This window comes from Psychrosphaera sp. HA2-10 (assembly GCF_055693745.1).
Genome location: NZ_CM146341.1, coordinates 1494287 through 1515738 on the forward strand (window position 1 = coordinate 1494287; position 21452 = coordinate 1515738).

13 protein-coding genes are annotated in these 21452 nt (G+C 39.7%); all 13 read right to left on the reverse strand.

Annotated elements, in window-relative coordinates:
* Positions 1–66 precede the first annotated feature (66 nt).
* Positions 67–537, reverse strand: a complete 471-nt coding sequence (locus ACZ1GV_RS06800) for a Dps family protein (RefSeq protein WP_210559386.1) — start codon at positions 535–537, stop codon at positions 67–69.
* 108 nt (positions 538–645) lie between these two features.
* Positions 646–1854, reverse strand: coding sequence for a phosphopentomutase (locus ACZ1GV_RS06805; protein WP_472675815.1), 1209 nt, complete (start codon positions 1852–1854; stop codon positions 646–648).
* Positions 1851–2390: a cell division protein ZapC domain-containing protein gene (locus tag ACZ1GV_RS06810; RefSeq protein ID WP_472675816.1), complete on the reverse strand. Its 540-nt coding sequence runs from the start codon at positions 2388–2390 to the stop codon at positions 1851–1853. The genes ACZ1GV_RS06805 and ACZ1GV_RS06810 overlap by 4 nt, the downstream gene beginning before the upstream one ends.
* A gap of 71 nt (positions 2391–2461) precedes the next feature.
* Positions 2462–3469 (reverse strand): quinone-dependent dihydroorotate dehydrogenase, encoded by a 1008-nt coding sequence (pyrD, locus tag ACZ1GV_RS06815; protein WP_472675817.1) that lies wholly within the window; start codon positions 3467–3469, stop codon positions 2462–2464.
* An 82-nt stretch (positions 3470–3551) separates the two neighbouring features.
* The gene (locus tag ACZ1GV_RS06820; RefSeq protein ID WP_472675818.1) at positions 3552–8381 is read right to left on the reverse strand and encodes an NAD-glutamate dehydrogenase; all 4830 of its coding nucleotides are present in this window, start codon (positions 8379–8381) and stop codon (positions 3552–3554) included.
* Between the two features lie 234 nt (positions 8382–8615).
* A complete protein-coding gene (locus tag ACZ1GV_RS06825; protein ID WP_472675819.1) occupies positions 8616–10922 on the reverse strand; it encodes an efflux RND transporter permease subunit in 2307 nt (768 codons plus the stop codon).
* Positions 10923–10937: 15 nt separating this feature from the next.
* Complete coding sequence (locus ACZ1GV_RS06830) at positions 10938–11969, reverse strand: WD40/YVTN/BNR-like repeat-containing protein (RefSeq protein ID WP_472675820.1); 1032 nt, start codon at positions 11967–11969, stop codon at positions 10938–10940.
* A gap of 100 nt (positions 11970–12069) precedes the next feature.
* Entirely contained in the window at positions 12070–13431 is a 1362-nt protein-coding gene (locus tag ACZ1GV_RS06835; protein WP_472675821.1) for a DUF1329 domain-containing protein, read from the reverse strand.
* Positions 13432–13444: 13 nt separating this feature from the next.
* Positions 13445–15523: a DUF1302 domain-containing protein gene (locus ACZ1GV_RS06840; protein WP_472675822.1), complete on the reverse strand. Its 2079-nt coding sequence runs from the start codon at positions 15521–15523 to the stop codon at positions 13445–13447.
* A gap of 167 nt (positions 15524–15690) precedes the next feature.
* Complete coding sequence (locus ACZ1GV_RS06845) at positions 15691–15915, reverse strand: DUF2835 family protein (RefSeq protein WP_472675823.1); 225 nt, start codon at positions 15913–15915, stop codon at positions 15691–15693.
* Between the two features lie 12 nt (positions 15916–15927).
* Entirely contained in the window at positions 15928–18498 is a 2571-nt protein-coding gene (gene pepN / locus ACZ1GV_RS06850) for an aminopeptidase N (RefSeq protein ID WP_472675824.1), read from the reverse strand.
* Between the two features lie 66 nt (positions 18499–18564).
* Positions 18565–19998, reverse strand: a complete 1434-nt coding sequence (nhaC, locus tag ACZ1GV_RS06855; RefSeq protein ID WP_472675825.1) for a Na+/H+ antiporter NhaC — start codon at positions 19996–19998, stop codon at positions 18565–18567.
* 29 nt (positions 19999–20027) lie between these two features.
* Positions 20028–21413 carry a sodium-dependent transporter gene (locus tag ACZ1GV_RS06860; protein ID WP_472675826.1) on the reverse strand — a complete coding sequence of 462 codons (1386 nt, stop codon included), beginning with the start codon at positions 21411–21413 and terminating at the stop codon, positions 20028–20030.
* Positions 21414–21452 lie beyond the last annotated feature (39 nt).

Sequence of the window (21452 nt, forward strand, 5' to 3'; positions counted from 1 at the left end):
AAAAAATCGTATTTCAAAATTTTCTCAAAAAAAAGCGGCTTTCGCCGCTTTAATCATTTCAGTGCTTTATTTTCTAGTAGCTCGAAGCATCCAAGAGTTTTTCTCATGGACTCTCATTCGATCGCCCACTAAAGCTGCAGTAGATTCGTCGTCTGCGTCTTGAGCAATTTTAAGAACATGTCTCGCTGTCTTAACTACTTGTTCGTGACCTTTAGTCAATAAATCAACCATAACACCAGCCTCTGGAACGCCTTCGACTTCTTCTATTGAGCTTAGTCTAGCAAACTCTTTATAAGTACCGGGCGCTACAAAGTCTAACGTTCTAATACGCTCTGCGATATCATCAACCGCCAACGCTAAGTCTTGATAATGCTCTTCAAACATTAAATGCAACTCACGGAACTGAGGGCCAGTAACGTTCCAATGAAAATTGTGAGTTTGTAAGTATAACGTGTAAGAATCAGCTAATAGCTTCTTTAAACCTTCGGCAATATTACTTCTGTCTTCCGCATTAATTCCAATGTTAATGTCAGTCATTGTATCTCCTTTGCTTCGTGTTTTGATTTAACAGTATTGTTGTACTTCATATTTAACTATGAGGATCACTATTTTTATTTCAAGTGTCTAAAGTTATTAAATAAATATTTAACTTAATGACATCTTGAAGGACGTCCCATACGCTGTACTTTCAACTTGAAATATATCAGCGATCGTTTGGCCCATGTCAGCAAATGTATCACGCAAGCCCAAGTCAACCTCTTTAATGCCTGGTTTAAAGGCAATAATTGGAACATACTCTCGAGTATGATCAGTACCTGGCCAACTAGGGTCACAACCATGATCCGCCGTTATCAATAGGGTGTCGTCTTCTTTTAATGCAGATAAAAGTTCTGGAATTCGACTATCAAAATACTCTAGTGCTTCGGCAAAACCTTTAATGTCTCTGCGATGTCCATAATCTTGATCAAAATTAACAAGGTTAGTAAATATGATCCCTTCACTGTCTTCGCTCGACATTTCATTTAACGTAGTATCAATTAATGCCTCTAGGCCAGTGGCTTTTATCGCTTTGGTAATACCTTGGTGCGCATAAATATCGGAAATTTTACCTATACTCACCACCTGTTTATCAGCGTTTGCAACTTTTTGTAATACCGTTTCTGATGGTGGTAACACAGAATAATCCCTTCGATTGCCCGTGCGCTTAAACTCAGCGGTAGTTTCGCCTAAAAATGGTCGCGCGATGACGCGGCCAATATTGTATTTATCTAACAGTTCTCTGGCTACCTCGCAAAAACTATATAACTCTTCTAAACCAAAGTGACTTTCATGAGCAGCGACTTGAAAAACACTATCTGCACTTGTATAACAAATAGGTTTTCCGGTTTTAATATGTTCTTCACCATGCCAAGTCAATACATCGGTACCTGGTGCGTGTCGATTGCCTAAAATGCCAGTAACACCAGTTCTTTTTACTAGTTCATCGATAAATTCGGGTGGAAAACTATTAGTTTTTTCCGAAAAATATCCCCATTCAAATAACACGGGTACACCAGCCATTTCCCAGTGCCCGCTCGGAGTGTCTTTGCCCGTAGAAATTTCCTGCATATGACCGTAAGCTCCGGCAATATTAGTCTGAGGAAATTGTTCGAATTTAATATTATTAGCGTTTTCACAAGCTTTAACTAAACCTAATTTCGCTAAATTAGGAATATTTAAAACATGATTATGCTCTTGTAGCATATGTTGATATATATGGAAGAACGTATTTGCACCAGTGTCGCCAAAAGCTTCTGCGTCTGCAGAACTGCCGATACCTAAACCGTCGGCAACTAAAATAATAACTCGGCTCATAATTGATAATCCTGTAATTGATGTGAAACTGGCGTTAATCGATCGTTGTGTACGCGCAATGCTTTTCCGCGAATATATAATCGAGAGTCATCGATAACATGACGTTCACTAACTAATATAACGTTTGAAGCGTGTTGATCTGTATCTAACACTAGATATATGGCCTGTTCTTTAGCATTCAAGGCAACCCAGTCACCCTGTCTTATAATTTTTGTTTCTTTGTGCTGTGCAACCGCAAAAAACCAACTTTTTATAGCCTGAGGTTTTAAATAATGATTCGCAACAGTTGCATTCACCGCCAAAGTAAAGGCCTGTTGTTCATCCATGGCTACCGCTGAAAATTTATCTCTGAACAGGCTATATAAAAATGCATCTGAGGTCGTAAAACATTGCTCATCTTGAAAACTATTTATTAATTCGGATGCTTTATACACTGTAGGAAATACCACATCTTCACTTAATTTAAGTAGGAATGAACCACTACTTTCATCAACAAGCCAGTACCAGCCCTCTCCATTATTAACGCAGTTTTGCAAGATACCGCCCTTAGTCTTATCGCTAATTTATTAAGCCCAGAGTATTAAGCGCTGTTGTTTCTGTCAACCGTTTATAAACCACTTACAATATCTTTGACCAGCTTAGGACCTTGATAAATGAAGTTGCTATATACTTGTACTAGGCACGCTCCAGCGTCTAGTTTTTCTTTAGCGGCTTTTGCACTGTTAATCCCCCCCACTCCTATAATGGGAAGTGTCTTATTAATTGACCTAATTTTTTTAATTACATCAGTGCTCATATCTCTAACTGGATCGCCACTCAACCCGCCCATTTCGTCACCGTGTTTTAAACCTTTGACTGCATCTCTTGAAAGAGTGGTGTTGGTTGCAATGACACCATCAATACTGTTATTTACGATACATTCAATCACTTGTTCAATACCGACATCGTCCATATCTGGTGCTATTTTTACTAAAACTGGAACATACTTACTATGTTGCTTTTCTAATTCTAATTGTGCCTGTTTGACCGAAGACAATAACGTTACGAGTGAGTCACCAAATTGCAGATCTCGCAATCCTGGAGTATTGGGAGATGAAATATTAACCGTAATATAATCTGCATATTCGTATACTTTGTGCATACAAATTACATAATCTTCGTGGCCTCTTTCATTAGGTGTATCTTTGTTCTTGCCAATATTAATGCCCAAAATGCCTTTGTATTGAGAGTTTTTAACATTCTCTATCAAAGCATCAACCCCATCATTATTAAAACCCATTCTATTAATGATGGCGTTGCGCTCTGGTATACGAAATATTCTTGGTTTTTCATTGCCCGGTTGAGGGAGTGGCGTAATTGTACCAATTTCAACAAAACCAAAACCCATTTGTCCAAAGGCTTCGATACAACGCCCATTTTTGTCTAACCCTGCGGCTAAACCTACAGGGTTCGGGAATGTTAATCCTAAAACTTGGACAGGCTTATTTTCTACGTTTTGTTGCCATGCCCAGCTTAGAGGCGTATTCGCAAATCGACGAAAGTTATTTAGAGCAAAATCGTGAGCCCACTCTGGGTCTTGGCTAAACATAAACTTTTTAGCTATTTCAAATAACATTCTTCTTTCCTAATATAAATTGACCGCGCTACAAAAACGCCCCGAATATTCGAGGCGTATTTTAATTGAGAATTAACAGTATTTAAACCGCCGTTTCACAATGATGACTCAATAACATGAGCTCTCGCAATGCCACAGAGAACTTAGCGAACTCATGGCTTTCTGTCGTTTTAAACTCAGCGATCATATGTTGCCAGCGCCCTAAGATATGCTCAAATGACGCCATCCACTCATCGTATATTACGTCTAAATCTTTGCTATCGGACTTAAACTGTAACACAGTCGCAGTTAAAGCGCGTTGTTGCCAATCTAACTCTTCGCGATAACTCGCTCGAGCTAATGCTTGCCAATGATTTCCAACCGGTTGATTGGTAATTTGATCTAAGAACCAATGCAAACCTAAATCTGAGCCTAAACGGAAGTACATAGTGGCAACTTCAGTTACATCGCGATTAGTATTGGCAGCAACATCGGCAATATCCATCACAGAGAATATTGATGACAATTGTGACACGTAAGTCGCTATCTCTGTCGGAACGCCTTCACGCTCGAAACTCTGTTGCGCATCAATCAACTGTTTCTTCTCTTTATCAACTAAACAGTCACCTAAATTTTTCATCAACTTATCAAACTTAGGTTTGTAATGCTCGATAGTCTCACTCAAGCCTAACGCTTTGTTGCGATGACGTAAGAACCATCTAGAAGCTCGACGAACAGTTCGTCTTAGTTGATGTAACATTTCGGTTTGTACAATTGCCGGAACTTGGTTGTCTAACGCTTCGATTTTCGACCATGCACTTGGCATATCAAATACTTCGCGGGCCATCATGTAGCATGTTAGAACTTCGTCAACCGTTGCACCTGTTTCTTCTTTCATACGCACGACATAGTTAAGACCCATATCATTTACAACTTCATTAGCAAGTTTAGTTGCTATGATTTCTTTACGTAATGGATGTAACTGTATTTGCTCAGCGTATTTCTTTTGCAATTTAGGTGGAAACGCCTTAACTAACAGCGGAATGTAGTAAGGATTGCTGTCAATTTCTTCAATAGCAAACTGCTCTTTTAAGATCATTTTGCCATAGGCCACCAATACTGAAAGCTCTGGGCGAGTGAAACCTTTCCCTTTCGCTTGACGCTCAGCAATTTCTTCGTCGTTTGGTAGAAACTCTAGTTCACGGTCTAACTTACCCGACTTCTCAAGCTCATGAATAAAACGTAATTGCTCTTTAACTAAACTCACGCCTTTTAATTCAGTAATAGAAATCGTGTGTGTTTGACGGTAACAGTCTTTAATAACGATTTGAGACACGTCATCAGTCATATCGTAAAGTAACTGATCACGGTGCTTTCTTGTTAATTCACCTTCGTTAACCAATTGATTTAGTAATATTTTAATATTTACTTCATTGTCTGAGCAATCTACGCCACCAACATTGTCAACGAAATCTGTGTTTATACGTCCACCATGTTGAGCGAATTCTATACGGCCCAACTGGGTTAAACCTAAGTTACCGCCTTCACCAAAAACTTTAGCATTCAGTTCAGAACCGTTTATGCGAAGTGCGTCATTTGCTCGGTCACCAACTTGTGCGTCAGTTTCCGACTTAGCTTTAACGTAAGTACCAATACCACCATTCCAAATTAGATCTACTTGCATCGTTAATAATGCTCGTAACAAGTCATTTGGTGCCATTGACGCTTTTTTAGTCCCTAACATCTTTTTCATTTCAGGACTTAACGGAATAGACTTTGAAGTACGAGAGAAGATGCCACCACCTTCAGAGATTAACGACTTATCGTAGTCTTCCCACGAAGAGCGAGGTAGCTCAAACAAACGCTGACGTTCAACATACGAAGACGCCGCATCTGGGTTTGGATCGATAAAGATATGCATGTGGTTAAAGGCAGCTTGTAAGCGCGTGTGTTTAGACAACAACATACCGTTACCAAATACGTCTCCGGCCATGTCACCAATGGCTACACAGGTAAAATCGGTCGTTTGGCAATCAATGCCCATCTCTCTAAAGTGACGTTTAACAGATTCCCATGCACCGCGCGCTGTAATGCCCATTTTTTTGTGGTCATAACCAACGCTTCCGCCTGAAGCAAATGCATCGCCTAACCAGAAGTTATATTCTTCAGAAATAGCGTTCGCAATATCCGAGAAAGTGGCTGTGCCTTTGTCTGCTGCTACAACTAAATAAGTGTCATCTTCATCATGGCGCACAACGTCTTTAGGTGGAACAACTTCACCATGCACTATGTTGTCTGTTAGGTCTAAAAGGCCTCGAATAAAGATACGGTAGCACTCTTGTCCTTCAGCGAAAAATGCATCACGACCGCCTTCAACTGGCATTTGCTTACAAACAAAGCCACCTTTTGAACCATTTGGAACGATTACTGTATTTTTAACTTGTTGTGCTTTTACTAGACCAAGAACTTCTGTACGGAAATCTTCCATTCGGTCAGACCAACGTAAGCCACCACGAGCTACTTTGCCACCACGTAAGTGAACACCTTCGATTCTTGGGCTGTAAACAAAAATTTCAAATTTAGGTCTTGGTAACGGGACTTCTGGAATTTGCGCTGGTAGCAACTTAAACGAGATATATGGCTTGAACGAGCCATCTTTCGCCTTTTGGTAAAAGTTTGTGCGCAGTGTTGCATCCATTAACGTGATGTATAAACGAATGATACGATCATCGTCCAAGTTCGCTACGTCATCTAGTGCTACTAAAAGTTTCTCTTTTAGTTTTTCGTACTTTTTCTCACTAACTTTTTTTGGACTAAATTTAAGTGTAAACAGCTCAACTAATTGTCCGGCTATCTTCGGATATCGGTCAAATGTAGACTCAATGTAAGCTTGAGAGAAAGTCACACCAATTTGACGCATATACTTAGCGTAAGAACGAATAACTGATGCCTGGCGACCGCTTAACTTCGCACCCAAAATTAGTCGGTTAAAACCGTCATTCTCTAGGTTATTTTTCCATACTGCATCAAAGGCATTTTGAAACAGCTCTTGGGTTTTCTCAAAGTCTGAATTATCGCCGTTTGTCAGGCGCATGGTGAAGTCCATGATCCAACTAGTGCCCTGCTCAGTTTTTACTTGATATGGGGTTTCACCAATAACACGTAGTCCGAAGTTCTCAAGAATCGGCAATACATCAGATAAATGAATTGGTTCATCTTTGTGGAACAGACTTAACCGTACAGCATTTTTATCAGACTCTTCTTGTGGTCGATAAAACAGCATACTTAGTTTATTTTCATCCGTTAAACTTTCTAAATGATGAATATCTACCGTTGCTGTTGAAGGCAATACTTGGTCTTTGTAAGATGATGGAAATGCATTGGCATAACGAACAGCAAGTTCTTTTCCTTTGGCACCACCATATGAGGTGCTAAGTGCGGATGAAAGTTTGTCGTCCCATGTACGAGCGGCTTCAATTAAGTTATTTTCAATATCTTTCACGTTTAATTCTACATCCTGATCTGTGGCTCTAACGATATAGTGTGTTCTGGCTAACGGTGACTCAGAGAAGAAAGTGTTAAACTCAACTTCCTCATCACTATTCATAGCTTGACTCAGTATACTTTGCGTATCACGTCTAAGGGCGGTGTTGTAGCGTTCACGTCTAACAAACACCATGCACGAATAAAATCGACCGAACGAATCTTTGCGAATGAATAGCTTAGTCATATCGCGCTCTTGCATTTGTAAAACGCCTAAAGCAACTTCCATCAGATGTTGCTCAGATGCTTGAATTAACTCATCACGTGGATAGGTTTCAAGCACGTTTAATAAAGCTTTATAAGCATGGCTGCCAACGGCAAATGTGCTTTTTTCGGTAATTCGATTTAGCTTTTCGTTTAGTAATGGAATATCTTTTACGCTTGAGTTATAAAAACCCGCTCCGTATAAACCAATAAATCGGTGCTCGCCAATAACTTTACCACTATCATCAAACATCTTGATACCGATATAGTCCATATAAGCAGGACGATGTACTGTCGATTTTGAGCCTGTTTTTGTAATCACTAATAAATTGTTTGATAGCGCTTCTTGGCGAGATGCGTTGGACAAGTCTGACAAAACACGAACTTTTGGTTCTCTGTTTTTAGTCAACCCTAACGCTGAGCCTGCAACTGGTGTGATCTCAGTATCACCTTCAACACCAGAAACCTTGTATTGTCGGTATCCCATCAACGTAAAGTTATGGTCTGCGATCCAATTCAGAAAATCGATACTGGTCTTAAGCGTCGATTGCTCTGCATGTTTTGAATTAGACGCTTCATTTATACAATTTTGTAATTTTTCTTGGATAGGTTTCCAGTCTTCAACTGCAATACTTACGTCTGCTAACACAGACTCTAAGTCCTTCGTTAAAGCTTTTACTTGTTTGTTGTCCGCTTGACGATCAATTTCAATTAAGAAAACAGTTTGCGTATGAGTCGTTTTATCATCGGACTTTAGATCAACAAAACTTTTGACGTTTCCTTTTTTGTCGCGGTTAACTTTAATAGGCGTATGAATTAATAAATGAGAAGTAATATTAAGGCGATTTAATGCCATACGCACGGAATCTACTAAAAATGGCAAGTCATTAACAACGATTTGCACGATAGTGTGTTCAGATTCCCAACCATGTTTCCCTAACTCAGGGTTAAACACTCGGATGAAAGGCTGACCAGTATTTGCCTCGCTAAACGCGTTAAAAAGACTTAAAGCTGCACCGTATAACTCTACATCAATTCTTTTTTCTAAGTCTTGTTGTGAGATATTTCCGAATAATATAGATGCAAATTGTTCTACATGAGCACGACGCTCTAATGGCAATTTTTCTTCTATGAGCTTTGAGACATTTTTAAGGATCACAGACGAGGAATTACGTAACAAGGTCATTACAGTTTCCTTTTAAATATTTAAATGCTGATATTTGTTATACTTTTTTGACATCAACAAGTGTAGCCCTAATCTTCAACTAATTAAAATGAAATTTTTCAATGTCTTCCTATATTACAACTGCTCTGATGAGCTAGTTAGGCACTTATGCAAAAGCACTAAATAAAAAAGCGACTTTACGTCGCTTTTTATTATATTTATGCATTTGTTATTAAAGAATTAATTTACAATTTTTTATTCTTTTTCACGTTGATTCGGCCATAACACCGATGCTAACGCTGGTAATACGATAATTGCACCTAACATATTCACTAAAAACATAAATGTTAATAGTATTCCCATATCAACTTGGAATTTAAGTGCAGAAAATACCCATGTACTCACACCAATTGCTAATGTTAAACCAGTGAATAACACCGCACTTCCGCGCTCTTTTAACGCATTAAAGTATGACGTTCTCGTTGATTCACCATTTCTAATCGACTCAACCATAGTGGATAGAATATAAATACCATAATCGACACCGATACCAACACCTAAAGCAATAACTGGCATCGTTGAAACAGTCAGGCCAATTTCCAAGTAAGTCATTAATGCTTGCGCTAACGTTGACACAACAAATAACGGCAATACCACCGCAATAGTTGCCTTAACTGAACGGAAGCTGACTAAGCACAACAGAACGACTGCACCATATACGTACCAAAGCATAGGCACCTGAGCTGCAGAGACAGCCTCGTTTGTCGCCGCCATTACGCCTGCTGAACCAGACGCTAATCTAAATTTAACTTCATCTGTTTCCAGTGCTGCTCGCGCGGCTTTCACTTCATCAACAATTCGTTCAATAGTTTCTGCTTTGTGGTCTTCCAAGAACAGAATAATTGGCATAACGCTACAGTCACGATTTAATAATCCGGTGCTTGTTTCAATTCTAGCGGTTGACTGAACTAGTGAGGTCGTATTTCTAGGCAATGAACGCCATTTTAAGTTGCCCTCGTTAAAACCAGTGTTAACAACTTTCGCTACAGAAGACAAGCTGACCGCCGATTGAACACCCTCTACATTTTCTAGGCGCCATTGGAACTGATCAATCAAGTTCATCACTGAATGATACGTACAACCACTCTCTTTCGTCTCAACAATAACCTTTAAGATATCTGTTGAGATAGCGTAGCGGTCAGTAATTAAAAAGGTGTCTTGGTTGTATCGAGAATCTGCATGTAATGCCGGTGCACCTGCTTGCATATCACCGATTTTCATATCTTGGCTTTTAACGTAACCAAACACATAAAGCATCGCTGTTACAAACAAAATAGAGTAAGCCACTTTTGGTTTAGTAAACGATGACATAGCACGCCATATGTGATCGTGAGTGCCCTCTGGCTGAGCTTTAAACTGTTTATCAAAGTCAATATATGAGGCTAAAACTGGTAATAAAAATAAGTTAGTGAAAATAATTATTGCTACACCAACACTAGCAGTAATCGCCAGCTCTCGAATAATACCAATATCAATGTTTAGTAAGGTCAAGAATCCAACAGTGTCTGAAAGTAAAGCAATACCACCGGGAATTAGCAGCTTCACAAAGCTCGCACAGCTTGCTTCTCTTGCAGTCATACCTTCGTGTACTCGTTTACCGATTGAGTTAATCATTTGCACGCCATGACTAACCCCTATCGCAAAGACCAGAAACGGCACCAATATTGACATCGGATCTAAACCAAAGCCTAGCGTATTTAACATTCCTAACTGCCATACAACAGCCATGAACGAACATACAATTGGTAAAACCGTTAGTAGCAAAGAGCGACAGAATATCCATACCATCAAGGACGTGATTGCGATTGCAATAGCGAAAAATACAACTACGTCTTTAGCTCCAGTGGCAACATCACCGATCATTTTGGCAAAGCCAATAATGTGAATCGAAATTTTGTCGTCTTCAAACTTCTCGCGAATTTGCTTTTCTAATTTATTTGCAAGCGCAATACTATCTAGATTTTCACCAGTTTCAGGATTTTTCTCAAGTAGCTGACTTGAAACCATGGCACAAGAGTAATCATCAGAAACACTTCTACCAACAATACCTGCTTTCTCTACGTTTTGTTTAACGGTAGCAAGGCCTGTAGCATCTGCTTGGAAGTCTGCTGGTATCACCGGACCACCGGCAAAACCGTCTTCTACAACTTCAATAAAGCGTGTGCTAGGAGAGTAAAGAGAGTTTACCAGCGTTCGATTTACACCTGGAATAAAAAAGAGCTGGTCATGAACCCCTTTTAAAGCCTCAAAAAAGTGTGGATTGAAGATATCGCCTTCTTTATCACACACGGAAATATAAACCGTGTTGGCGCCACCAAACTCCTCACTGTACTGAACATACGTCTGCATATATTCATGCTGTAATGGAATATTCTTGTTAAAAGAGGCATCCAAGTGAATATTAGAAGCTTGATAGCCAAGCACCGCTGTAAAAAATGCAAAGATCAGTATTACTAAAGGTCTTTGTCGGAATAAAAATGTTTCTAAAGAGTGAATTAACATCGAGGAAGATCTCTTTTACTTAAGTGTTGCTAATGAAATTGATTTAATACCTGCTTCAGTAGCAAGAACGATATTATTATTTTTTAATGCGCCGGCCATTACCGCTTTGCCATCTTCAAATATATGATGGTTAAAAGAATCACCGGTTTTAGAAAAGTATAAATTACCCGAATTGGCAAATAAATATAAAGCACCGTCAATAACAAGTATGTCGTTTATTGTCGCGTTACCTTTCATTGTAAATTCAGACCAACTATCTTGACTTTTTTGCTCAAAAATATTGCCTCGCAAGCCTGCAACAACGAGTTCGCCTTTGTTGTTATTAGCGAGCGAAAAGAATGAGCCGTAGTAATCAACCGGCAATTTAACCCAGTCTCTACCTTGGTTTTTACTTGTCGCTAAAAATCCAGCTTCACCAGCTAAATACCAGGTGTCTTTATTCACATAAATGTCATTAAAGTGCGGAAGTAGATACTGCTTTTCAGTTTCGTAAACTTCTGGGTCAGACTCTTTCATATCTAGTAGGAATTCGCGATCTTCTGCTAATAGGAGTTCATCATGAAATTCTTGTTGCCAAGTCACACCTAAGTCATCACTTTGCCAATACAGGCCATAGGCACCGACTGCTACAACAGAATTATTTACCGCTGTAATAGATAGTAATGGACGGTCCAACTCTGGTTGGTAATTTAATAACTCCCAGTTTTTACCACCATCCACTGTTTTTAAAATAGTTGCATCGTGACCTGCTGCAAAACCCACGCTTTCGTTTGAAAATGCAATTGAAGTAAGTAACACGTTCACTGGCACATTGGCTTGTGTCCAATCAACTCCATTATCAGAGAGTATAATATGACCACGTTCCCCCACTGCAACGAGGTTTTGTCCCACAGATATAATATCCGTCAGTAATCGGGTACTCGCAAGGTCACTTTTTACTGACTTAGTAGGTTCTATTGAAATTTTGACAGACGCAGAGGCGTCAGATGTTGCTATAAAGGCAGCAACTAAAAGAGAAACGATAGGATAAAGGGAAATTTTTGTCATAAAACTCTTAGTTTTTTAGTTTGTGTTCGGTTATTGGTACTCGGTTTAAAGTAAAAACGGCTGGACCAGCCAACCGTTTTATTAAGTTAATGCTTATGCACTATCTGTTCGAGCGGCGTAATGCAGCAGGAGTATAGTCACTTGCATTTTGTTCTGTTTGGAAGTCGTACATTTTTTGTTCGTTATCCAAGCCGATCGCAATATAACGTCTTGAGTTCAAGTCGTAATATGCATCCAAAGTACTCCAATGAGTTGGTACTTCATAATAGTTGATGCCATAAGCTACCGCAACTCTGTATAACTCATCACGGTTATCATACAAGTCAGCGATATGAATCTGCCAAGAATCTTCATCAATATAGAAAGTACGCTTTTTATAAACATGGCTGATACCATCTTTAAGTGTCGCTTCTACTACCCATACGCGATGCTTTTCCCAACGAACTAAGTCAGTATTGATATGACCTGGTTTGATGATGTCTGAATATTTCAGGCTATCGCTATGTAATTTATAGCTGTTATAAGGAATGAAAACTTCTTTTTTACCTTTCAATTCCCAGTTATAACGGTCTGGTGCACCATTGTACATATCGAAATCATCAGTTGTACGAAGGCCATCAGACGCTGTTCCTGGTGCATCATATGCTACGTTTGGTGCGCGACGTACACGACGTTGACCAGAGTTATATGTCCAAGCTTGACGTGGTTTCTTAACTTGATCCATTGTTTCATGAACAAGTAAGGCGGTGCCGGCTAAACGAGCAGGTTCCGTAACGTTTTGTTTAAAGCGGAACAAAATATTGCTCTCTTCTAAAGCAGCAGGTGTTGCTGACTTTTGAGAGTATTCAATAGAAATAGCTTCATCAAAACCTATATATGTGAAGTCACCATCTGCTGTAGGAGCAGCTTGACCACCGTTACGCGTAGTTTGCTCTCCACGGAAACGTAAAATATGGTTCCAAATCGCTTCTAAGCCATTCGCCGGAATTGGGAAAGGAACACCAATTGCTGCACCCTTAATTCCGTTTCCACCTTCCACTAATTCAGCTCGAGATGCATTTTCAATGGTTGCATCATAAACGTATTGTGGAAATGAAGCCGTACGACGTGACTGATAAATATCCATTTTGTAAGTGTCTGGATACGTTTCAAACATCTTCTTAATACCCGGAGTTAAAAACTCAGCGTATTTGTCTTTATTTGCGTTTGTAACTGTGTATAACACTTTATCACCCGAAAATGGATCAGGGTGGTGCATACCAACGGTATAACCCGCTGGTGCTGAAGTGATACCACCGGTCCAAGCAGGAATTGAGCCATCCGCATTTGCTGCTTTTACCGCGCCTAAAGGTGTTAATTCACCCTTTAATTTAGCTGCTTCAGCAGCTGGAACTTTTGCATCAGCCCCTACCGACGCAAACGCCAGAGCAACGACTGAAGATAATAAGGTAATTTTATTCATTTAAAGTGATCCTCTACAACGAATATTTAATGTTAAACGACACATAGTCACGATCAGAAGTTTGGTTAATTGTGCCTACACCATCATAGAAAGTGTTATAAGACATACCAAACGACCATGTGCTTTGATAATCGATTTCAACTGCGAAGCTTGCTGATTTCTTATCTTCATGGAATAAGAAAAGTGGATCTGGTGTAATACCATCAACATCGTGCGCAAACGTAATTCTTGGCTTAACGTTGAAAGACCCAAATACACGGTTTATTTCACCTGCTAGAACTATACGATAGCCCCAAGCATCTTCCGTTGGGAAAAACTGCTCTGGCGCTGTGCCATTTTGTACGCCTGCTAAAACACCGGCAGCTACATCATCAGTTGTTTGACCACTACGCTCTGTACCAGGGGCATTAAAGCGAATCATGTCTTCTGAAGGCATATCTTGAATTTGAATGTAACCAACTTCAAATACAGCATTAAAGTTATCTAGGCCAAAACTAGGACCAAACGAGTGAATAACGGTAGCTTGCGCTTGAAGTGTATCTAAACGACAGAAGCCATCTGCTGTTGCACCTAACTCAGGGCTTTGAATGTCACAGCCTTCAACTTGGTTTCTACCATATTGAGAAAGTCCATCAAGCTCTTGACGAAGACCGGCATTGGCCAACTGTTGAGGCATTGCTGCGAATAACAGTTCTGCATCATCAATCTGTAATGGCTCGCCTTCACGGTATGAAATTTCACCAGAAACAGCGGTTGTACCAACCGTAGTGTTAAAACTAAAGCCGTATAGTTTGATGTCTTCAGGGAAAACAATCACGCCTTTGGTAAACGCATTTAAGTTGTTGAACTGCTCTGTCGTTAAACCACCAGACCCTTGGGCGATTGCCATAGTTTGTATATCAGCACCAATAGCGCCTGCACTAAAATCAGACGCTACACCAGAAATTAGTGGGCGACGTGAATGATAGTTAATATAATAAAAACCGAATTCACTGTAGTTTAAGTCTTCCGCAAACCATCCAAGCTTAAGACCAAACTGGCCATCATCGCTAGCTTCACGATCGCTTGATGAATCACGAATTGCAAACTTTGTTGCATAACCTAGATACATTTGAGCAAGTTGTTCTGAAGGAACAGCACCTGTCGCTGCCATCATTCCCAACTCATCCAGACCAGCCATCAATCCGTCACGGTCTAAGTCTGGGTTTGAAGCAAAGTTAAGTTGGATATTGTTGTACTGACCACCGGCACCGGCAAAGTCATTTGTAGAGAAATACGAACCTGGAGTCGGTAAACGCGTTTTTTGCCACTCGTATTGATAGAAAGCTTCTAGAGATAGAGCTTCGTTAATACCAACGTTTGCCCATATCATTCCAGTAGGAATAAATGCTTCTTTTAAATCTGAACCTGGTGCTTTTAAACGTGCAATATCAACTGGGCTTACGTTGATACCATGAGGAATAAGTGTACTTTCACCCCAAGATAATACTTGCTCACCTACACGAATTGATACCGGATTTAGGCCATCATTAAAATCAAAATCAGCAAAGAAATAGGCATCTAGAACACGGAAGTCCTGACAAACTAATTCTTTGGCTTCTTCGTCGCGACATACATCAAACGACTTACCAGTCACAGAGTTCTTGTAACCGATTCCTTCTGCAGCAAAGTCTTTGTAGTACATAAAGCTAACAACGGCACCGTAGTTCTCAGCGCTAATCGTTAACTCGTGAAAACCTTTAATAACTTCAGAAAACGAGTCACCCGCATCGTAGTTTAAGTTACCTAAGTCACCATTGGTTGAATATGAACCCGGCGTTGCCCATACATCAGTATTAGCATACAAAGGTGCATAACCTTTGTAATTAGCCCAGTTAAATAATTGATTGTTTGATTTACCGATATTGCTTTTGAAATCGCGATCTTCTAAGCGATAAGCAGCACCAGCTGAAAATGTTGAATCGAATGAAACATCGAAATTGCCAACTTTGAAATTTGCGGCAGTTGCACCCATTGATTGCATTGCTAATACAGCAGAAGCAACGCTAATAGCCAATGGTTTGAGCGCAAGCCTGCGTTCCCCTTTAGTCATGTTTTTCTCCCCTGTCCTCGTTAGGTTTATTATTTTTTAATTTTTGTGAGGATTAATTTGCTCATCGGATGAGCAAAGTTACTAGTAATAATTACACCAATTAGATGAGCACGCAAGAGCTAAGTTTAAATACAGCCAACTAAAATTAGGCCTTAGATAAAATTAAGCTAAATTTTACGTAACTCAATAAACTTATTGTTTTCATCAAGCTGCAACTCAAACCGACCTGAAACTCCATTATTAGTCATAAACCTTCTAATGTGGTGAGCCGGAAACTGTACACTTATACCTACATCAGACATTACTTTTATAGAGGTATAGTAACCTTTGTAATACTCCTGACACTCCCTGTTAGTAAGTGTCAGGTAAAATCTAAAAACTCTATTAGCCATTTAATAAAGAACCTAACCTAATGCGCTATTAACTTTTTCATATAAGTCATTGGATAGTTTTATTTTGGATAAATCAACTAAACATTGCTTCATTAGTGAAGCTCGTGTTGTATCGTAGCGTTTGTAGGCTAATAATGGATCAACAAGCCTAGCGGCTAGTTGAGCATTGGAACTGTCAATTTCGATTAACAAATCTTTCAAGAATGCGTAGCCCTTGCCATCAACTGAATGAAACATCGCAGGGTTTCTCATAACGAATGAACCATAAAGTGAACGGATTCGGTTAGGGTTGGCTCTATTAAACTCTGCCTTAGTTGACCAATCTGACATGGCCTGATAAACAGCATCGTTTTCTGTTGTAGCAACGATTTGAGAGAGCTTATCAAACACTAAAACTTGCCCAGTAAATTGTTGATATAAATTTTCAGTAATCTCTTTACACAAATCGATATCAGCTATTGAAGCTGCTACTAAACAAGCCATTTTTTCTGTCATATTATTAGCAGCTTTATACTCTTTCCTAATTGTCGCCAATATGTCATTTGTGTTCGCGTAAGCAACAAGTTTAAGCAATGCACTTTTATAGCTACGATTAGCAACCGCTTGTTTTTCATAACCATTGGCTATGGCACCTAATTTATCTATTTCACTTGTTAGTACGCCAGACTTTGAAGTAGCAAGTTGCTTTGCTATTTCTGTCCGTAAATGCAGGATGTTATCAACAGCGATAACGTCGAAGCCTTCCGCTAGCGACTCAAAGCTTGGTATTTTTATCATTTCGGCTTTTAAAGCAGCATCTAAATTAGTATCGTCAATGATGTCGCTAATAACTCGAATTAATCTTTCCTTAACTACTGAGTTATCATCTGAAATTGCTGCTTTCTGCCATAAGCTTTGCAACATATCCCATCGACAGAATCCATCACTAGCATTGTTAATAATTCTAACCATTTGTTCTAACGGAACATCTCTATTTACTTTTACCGGCGCTGAGAAGTTTTCAAAAAGTACGATGTCTACTTCTTCACCTATATCAAAGCTAAAAGTTTGTTGTAACTCATCGAGTATAAATTGGCCACGTTTGAGTGATTTACCTGTTTGTGCCGATAGGATTTCAAATTTGATTGGAATAACAAAGGGTTTAAATGAAGACTCTCGCCCAAAAACTGTCTGACTTAATTCTAATGTAAGGCTATTATCATGCTTAGTTTCTTTGACTGAAACAAGCGGTGTTCCACTTTGACTATACCAATTTTGAAACTGTGATAAATCAGTGCTGTTTGCATCAGCCATCGCATTAACAAAATCATCACACGTTACGGCTTGGCCATCATGGCGTTTAAAATACAGGTCCATGCCATTTTTAAAGCCACTTGCCGATAACAAAGTGTGTAACATGCGAATGACTTCTGCACCCTTGTCATAAACAGTAACTGTGTAGAAGTTATTCATTTCGATAACTTTATCTGGCCTAATTGGATGTGACATCGGCCCAGCGTCTTCAGCAAATTGCATTGTACGCATTATATTTGCGTGACTAATTCGTTCGATTACTTCACTGCCCATGTCAGCACTAAATTGTTGGTCCCTGAACACTGTGAGGCCTTCTTTAAGGCTTAGTTGAAACCAATCTCTACAGGTAATTCGATTTCCAGTCCAATTATGGAAATACTCATGAGCGATAACTGACTCTATACCATGGTAATCTACATCCGTTGCTGTAGATTCGTCGGCTAAAACGTATTTGCTATTAAAAATATTAAGCCCTTTGTTTTCCATCGCTCCCATATTAAAAAAGTCAACAGCTACAATCATGTATGTATCTAAATCGTACTCCAGATCATAAACTTTCTCATCCCAGTCCATTGATTTTATCAAAGATGCCATAGCATGATGCGCTAAGTGCAAATTACCTTTATCTACATAAAGCTCCAGTGCAATCTCTTTGCCCGAGCGAGTAACAAATTTATCTTCTAATAGGTCAAAGCTGCCAGCAACCAAGGCAAATAAGTAACTAGGTTTTGGAAATGGATCATGCCAAGTCGCGGTTAATCTTCCGGTTTTGGTATCCACCGACTTAGCGATTAAATTGCCGTTAGCCAATATATGTTGGTAACTTTGATCAGCACACACTTCGACGGTGAACACAGATAGTATATCTGGACGGTCAAGATACGGTGTAATTTTTCTAAAGCCCTCGGCTTCACATTGTGTGCAAAATACGCCCTCAGATTTGTATAAACCCTCTAACGCTGAATTATTAGCAGGGTCTACTACTGACTTCGTTATTAATATAAACGCATCGGGTAAACTTTTTATAGTTAAACTCCCGGCACTTTGCTCAAAGTCGGAAGTTTGCAACACTTCACCATTGACAGATATCGACAAAACCTTCTCTACTTCTGAATCTAATATCAACGGTAAGTCATGTTCATGACTTTTATGTATGTGCAATTCTGCAGTAACTACAGTTTGGTGATCGTGTAGGTCAATATGTAAATTGGTTTGTTTAATTAAGTAATGTGGGGCTTGATAATCTTTTCGATATTTCGCTTGAGGATTGTGAACGTTAGTGTCAGTCATAAATAAACCTTAAAACATGAACCGTAAAACTGAAGACGGACCATTATGATTGGTCCGTCTTATTAATTATTGCTCTTGCTTCTTAAGAACTTTGATACCTAAGTAAGCAAATAAAATAGCCAACATCGGGTTAATTAAGTTGAAGAAAGCGAACTGCCAATATTCTAGCGGGCTAACTAAAAGTACCCCTGCCATATAAGCACCACATGTATTCCAAGGAATTAGAGGACTAGTAATCGTTCCACCGTCTTCTAGAGCCCTAGAAAGATTTACGTTTGCTAATCCTCTGCGCTCGTATTCCTCTCGGTACATGCGACCTGTCATTACTAATGACATATATTGGTCAGCTGTAACTACATTTATTCCAAACGCAGTTCCGATAGTCGCTGTAATTAACGATCCTGATGACTTGGCTGCTGATAAAATACTACGAACAAAAACAGCGAGTAGACCAAGCTTTTCCATAACCGCCCCAAACATAAGCGCAGTCATAATAAGCCAGGTTGTATTCAGCATTGATGACATGCCGCCACCGCTTAATAGCTTGTCCATGTTGTCATCACCAGTAACGATACTGAAGCCATCAAACATTGCCTTCCAAACGACCGCAATTTTTTGAATAAAATCATCACCACCGGCAACTTTCGCAAGCAAGTCTGGCTGGAATACATAACCCCAAACTGCACCTATCAATGCACCTATAAAAATAGCTGGGAACGCTGGTACTTTTTTTATCGCCATTACAACTAAAACAACGAGCGGCAGTAGGTGAATTAATGAAACGTCATAAGTGTTACTAATAATCTCTTGAACATTACCTATAGATACACTTTCAGCGCTAGCTTCTTCAGTAAAACCAAGGATCGTGAATAGTATAAGCGCAATAACGAACGATGGTACTGTTGTCCATAACATGTGACGTATATGGTCGAACAAATCGCTACCAGCAACAGCCGGTGCTAAGTTAGTTGTTTCAGATAGTGGACTAACTTTGTCACCAAAATACGCACCCGATACCACGGCTCCAGCAGCAATAGCTGGTGACATTCCAATGCCTGTCGCTATGCCCATAAGCGCAACACCAACCGTAGCAGCGGTTGTCCAAGAACTACCAATACTCATTGCAACAATCGCACTTAGCAAACACGCAGCGGCATAAAACCAATCAGGATTAAGGATTTGCAAACCATAATATATAAGGGTTGGAACCGTTCCTGCTAATAACCACGTACCAATTAGCGAACCTACAGCTAAAAGAATAAATATTGCTCCCATCGACACAGATATGCCATGAATCATTGCTTCTTCTAGTTGCTGCCACTTATAACCGTTCTTAATCCCGATTAAACAAGCTACACCAGTTGCCAACAAAAGGACTATTTGATTAGGTCCATATGAGCTATCTGCACCGTACAACGCTACCGAGGCAGCGAGCAATAATACAAGAAACAGTAGCGGTATCATTGCATCAAAAAATGAAGGTTGGTTTGTTGATTTCAATTGAAAATCCTCTAAAAAATATACTTCGATTAAGAGCTAAAGCTCACTAATCCTATTAGGTTTAGAAAAACGAACAAAACTGCGATTGGAGTAAACCAACGCAATGTAACGTACCAGACGCTAAATACTTTTTCAGATACGTTAAGTTCTTGTGCAACTGCTTCTTTTTGCATTACCCAAGCCACAAAAATAGCCGTTGCTAAACCACCAAGAGGAAGTAGAACATCCGCTGTTAAATGATCGATTAATTCAAAGTAGTTTGAAACATGTTTACCTACAAACACAAAGTCTAACTTTGCCCATTCCGCTCCGGTAAAAGAAAACACCGTTAGCATACTTACAAACCAAAGACTTACGACTGCTGTTAACGCGGCTTTACCACGCGTAAACGACAAACGTTCCACTAACCACGCTACCGCAGATTCAACCATAGCAATGGCCGATGTGAATGCTGCAAAGCCAAGCATGACAAAAAAGATGGTTCCAAACACAATGCCGCCCCACATTTGTCCAAACGCAATTGGTAGGCTTACAAACACAAGTCCTGGACCTGCAGTTGCCTCTAAACCATTACCAAATACAATTGGATAAATTGCCATACCAGCAATAAGCGCGATAACCGTATCAGCTATTGCAATAGCCACTACAGATTGAGCTATGCTCGTTTTCTGCGGCAAATATGCTCCGTATATCATCATTGCACCAGACGCTAAACTTAAAGTAAAAAATGCATGACCTAGCGCAATTAATACACCAGAGAAAGTCAATTTAGAAAAGTCCGGATAAAACATGAAACGGATAGTTTGTGCAAAGTCGCCGTTAATTGCTGCGTAACCTGCGATGATCAGTAGCAATACGAACATTGTTGGCATTGCATAAGTAACTGCTTTTTCTAGGCCGTTTTTAAGACCTTTACCTACAATTAGGCCTGTTACGGCTAATACTATCGTTGTCCATAGTATTAATGTGCTTGAGTCATTTTGCAGATCGTTAAATATAGTTTGAATTTTATCTGGGGATGCGCCAACAAAATTACCTGCTGCTGACTCAAAAATATAAGAGACCGCCCAACCGGCAATAACGGCATAAAAAGACAGAATTAAAAAACCTGCAATTAAGCCAACCCAGCCAACAAGGCTCCACTTTGTACTAGCTTTAGCCTCTAACGCGAGCGCTCGTACTGAATTACCTGGGCTTTGTCTGCCTCGACGTCCAATCAAGACTTCCGCCATCATAACTGGAATACCGATAGCAAATATACAAACTAGATAAACGATAACGAAGGCACCGCCACCATTTTCACCCATGATGTATGGAAACTTCCAAACATTACCTAAACCTACCGCAGAACCCGTTGCGGCTAATATAAATGCTAGTCTGCTAGACCATTGACCATGATCAACATTTGTTGACATGTGTCCCCCTTAAAGTTTTAAATATTATTATTATTGTTT

What these genes read in the sequence shown, in the direction of transcription:
- ACZ1GV_RS06820 (WP_472675818.1), bottom strand. Translation starts at nt 8,381, where the DNA reads ATGACCTTGTTACGTAATTCCTCGTCTGTGATCCTTAAAAATGTCTCA.
- ACZ1GV_RS06840 (WP_472675822.1), bottom strand. Translation starts at nt 15,523, where the DNA reads ATGACTAAAGGGGAACGCAGGCTTGCGCTCAAACCATTGGCTATTAGC.
- pyrD (WP_472675817.1), bottom strand. Translation starts at nt 3,469, where the DNA reads ATGTTATTTGAAATAGCTAAAAAGTTTATGTTTAGCCAAGACCCAGAG.
- ACZ1GV_RS06845 (WP_472675823.1), bottom strand. Translation starts at nt 15,915, where the DNA reads ATGGCTAATAGAGTTTTTAGATTTTACCTGACACTTACTAACAGGGAG.
- ACZ1GV_RS06825 (WP_472675819.1), bottom strand. Translation starts at nt 10,922, where the DNA reads ATGTTAATTCACTCTTTAGAAACATTTTTATTCCGACAAAGACCTTTA.
- ACZ1GV_RS06860 (WP_472675826.1), bottom strand. Translation starts at nt 21,413, where the DNA reads ATGTCAACAAATGTTGATCATGGTCAATGGTCTAGCAGACTAGCATTT.
- ACZ1GV_RS06805 (WP_472675815.1), bottom strand. Translation starts at nt 1,854, where the DNA reads ATGAGCCGAGTTATTATTTTAGTTGCCGACGGTTTAGGTATCGGCAGT.
- ACZ1GV_RS06800 (WP_210559386.1), bottom strand. Translation starts at nt 537, where the DNA reads ATGACTGACATTAACATTGGAATTAATGCGGAAGACAGAAGTAATATT.
- pepN (WP_472675824.1), bottom strand. Translation starts at nt 18,498, where the DNA reads ATGACTGACACTAACGTTCACAATCCTCAAGCGAAATATCGAAAAGAT.
- ACZ1GV_RS06830 (WP_472675820.1), bottom strand. Translation starts at nt 11,969, where the DNA reads ATGACAAAAATTTCCCTTTATCCTATCGTTTCTCTTTTAGTTGCTGCC.
- ACZ1GV_RS06835 (WP_472675821.1), bottom strand. Translation starts at nt 13,431, where the DNA reads ATGAATAAAATTACCTTATTATCTTCAGTCGTTGCTCTGGCGTTTGCG.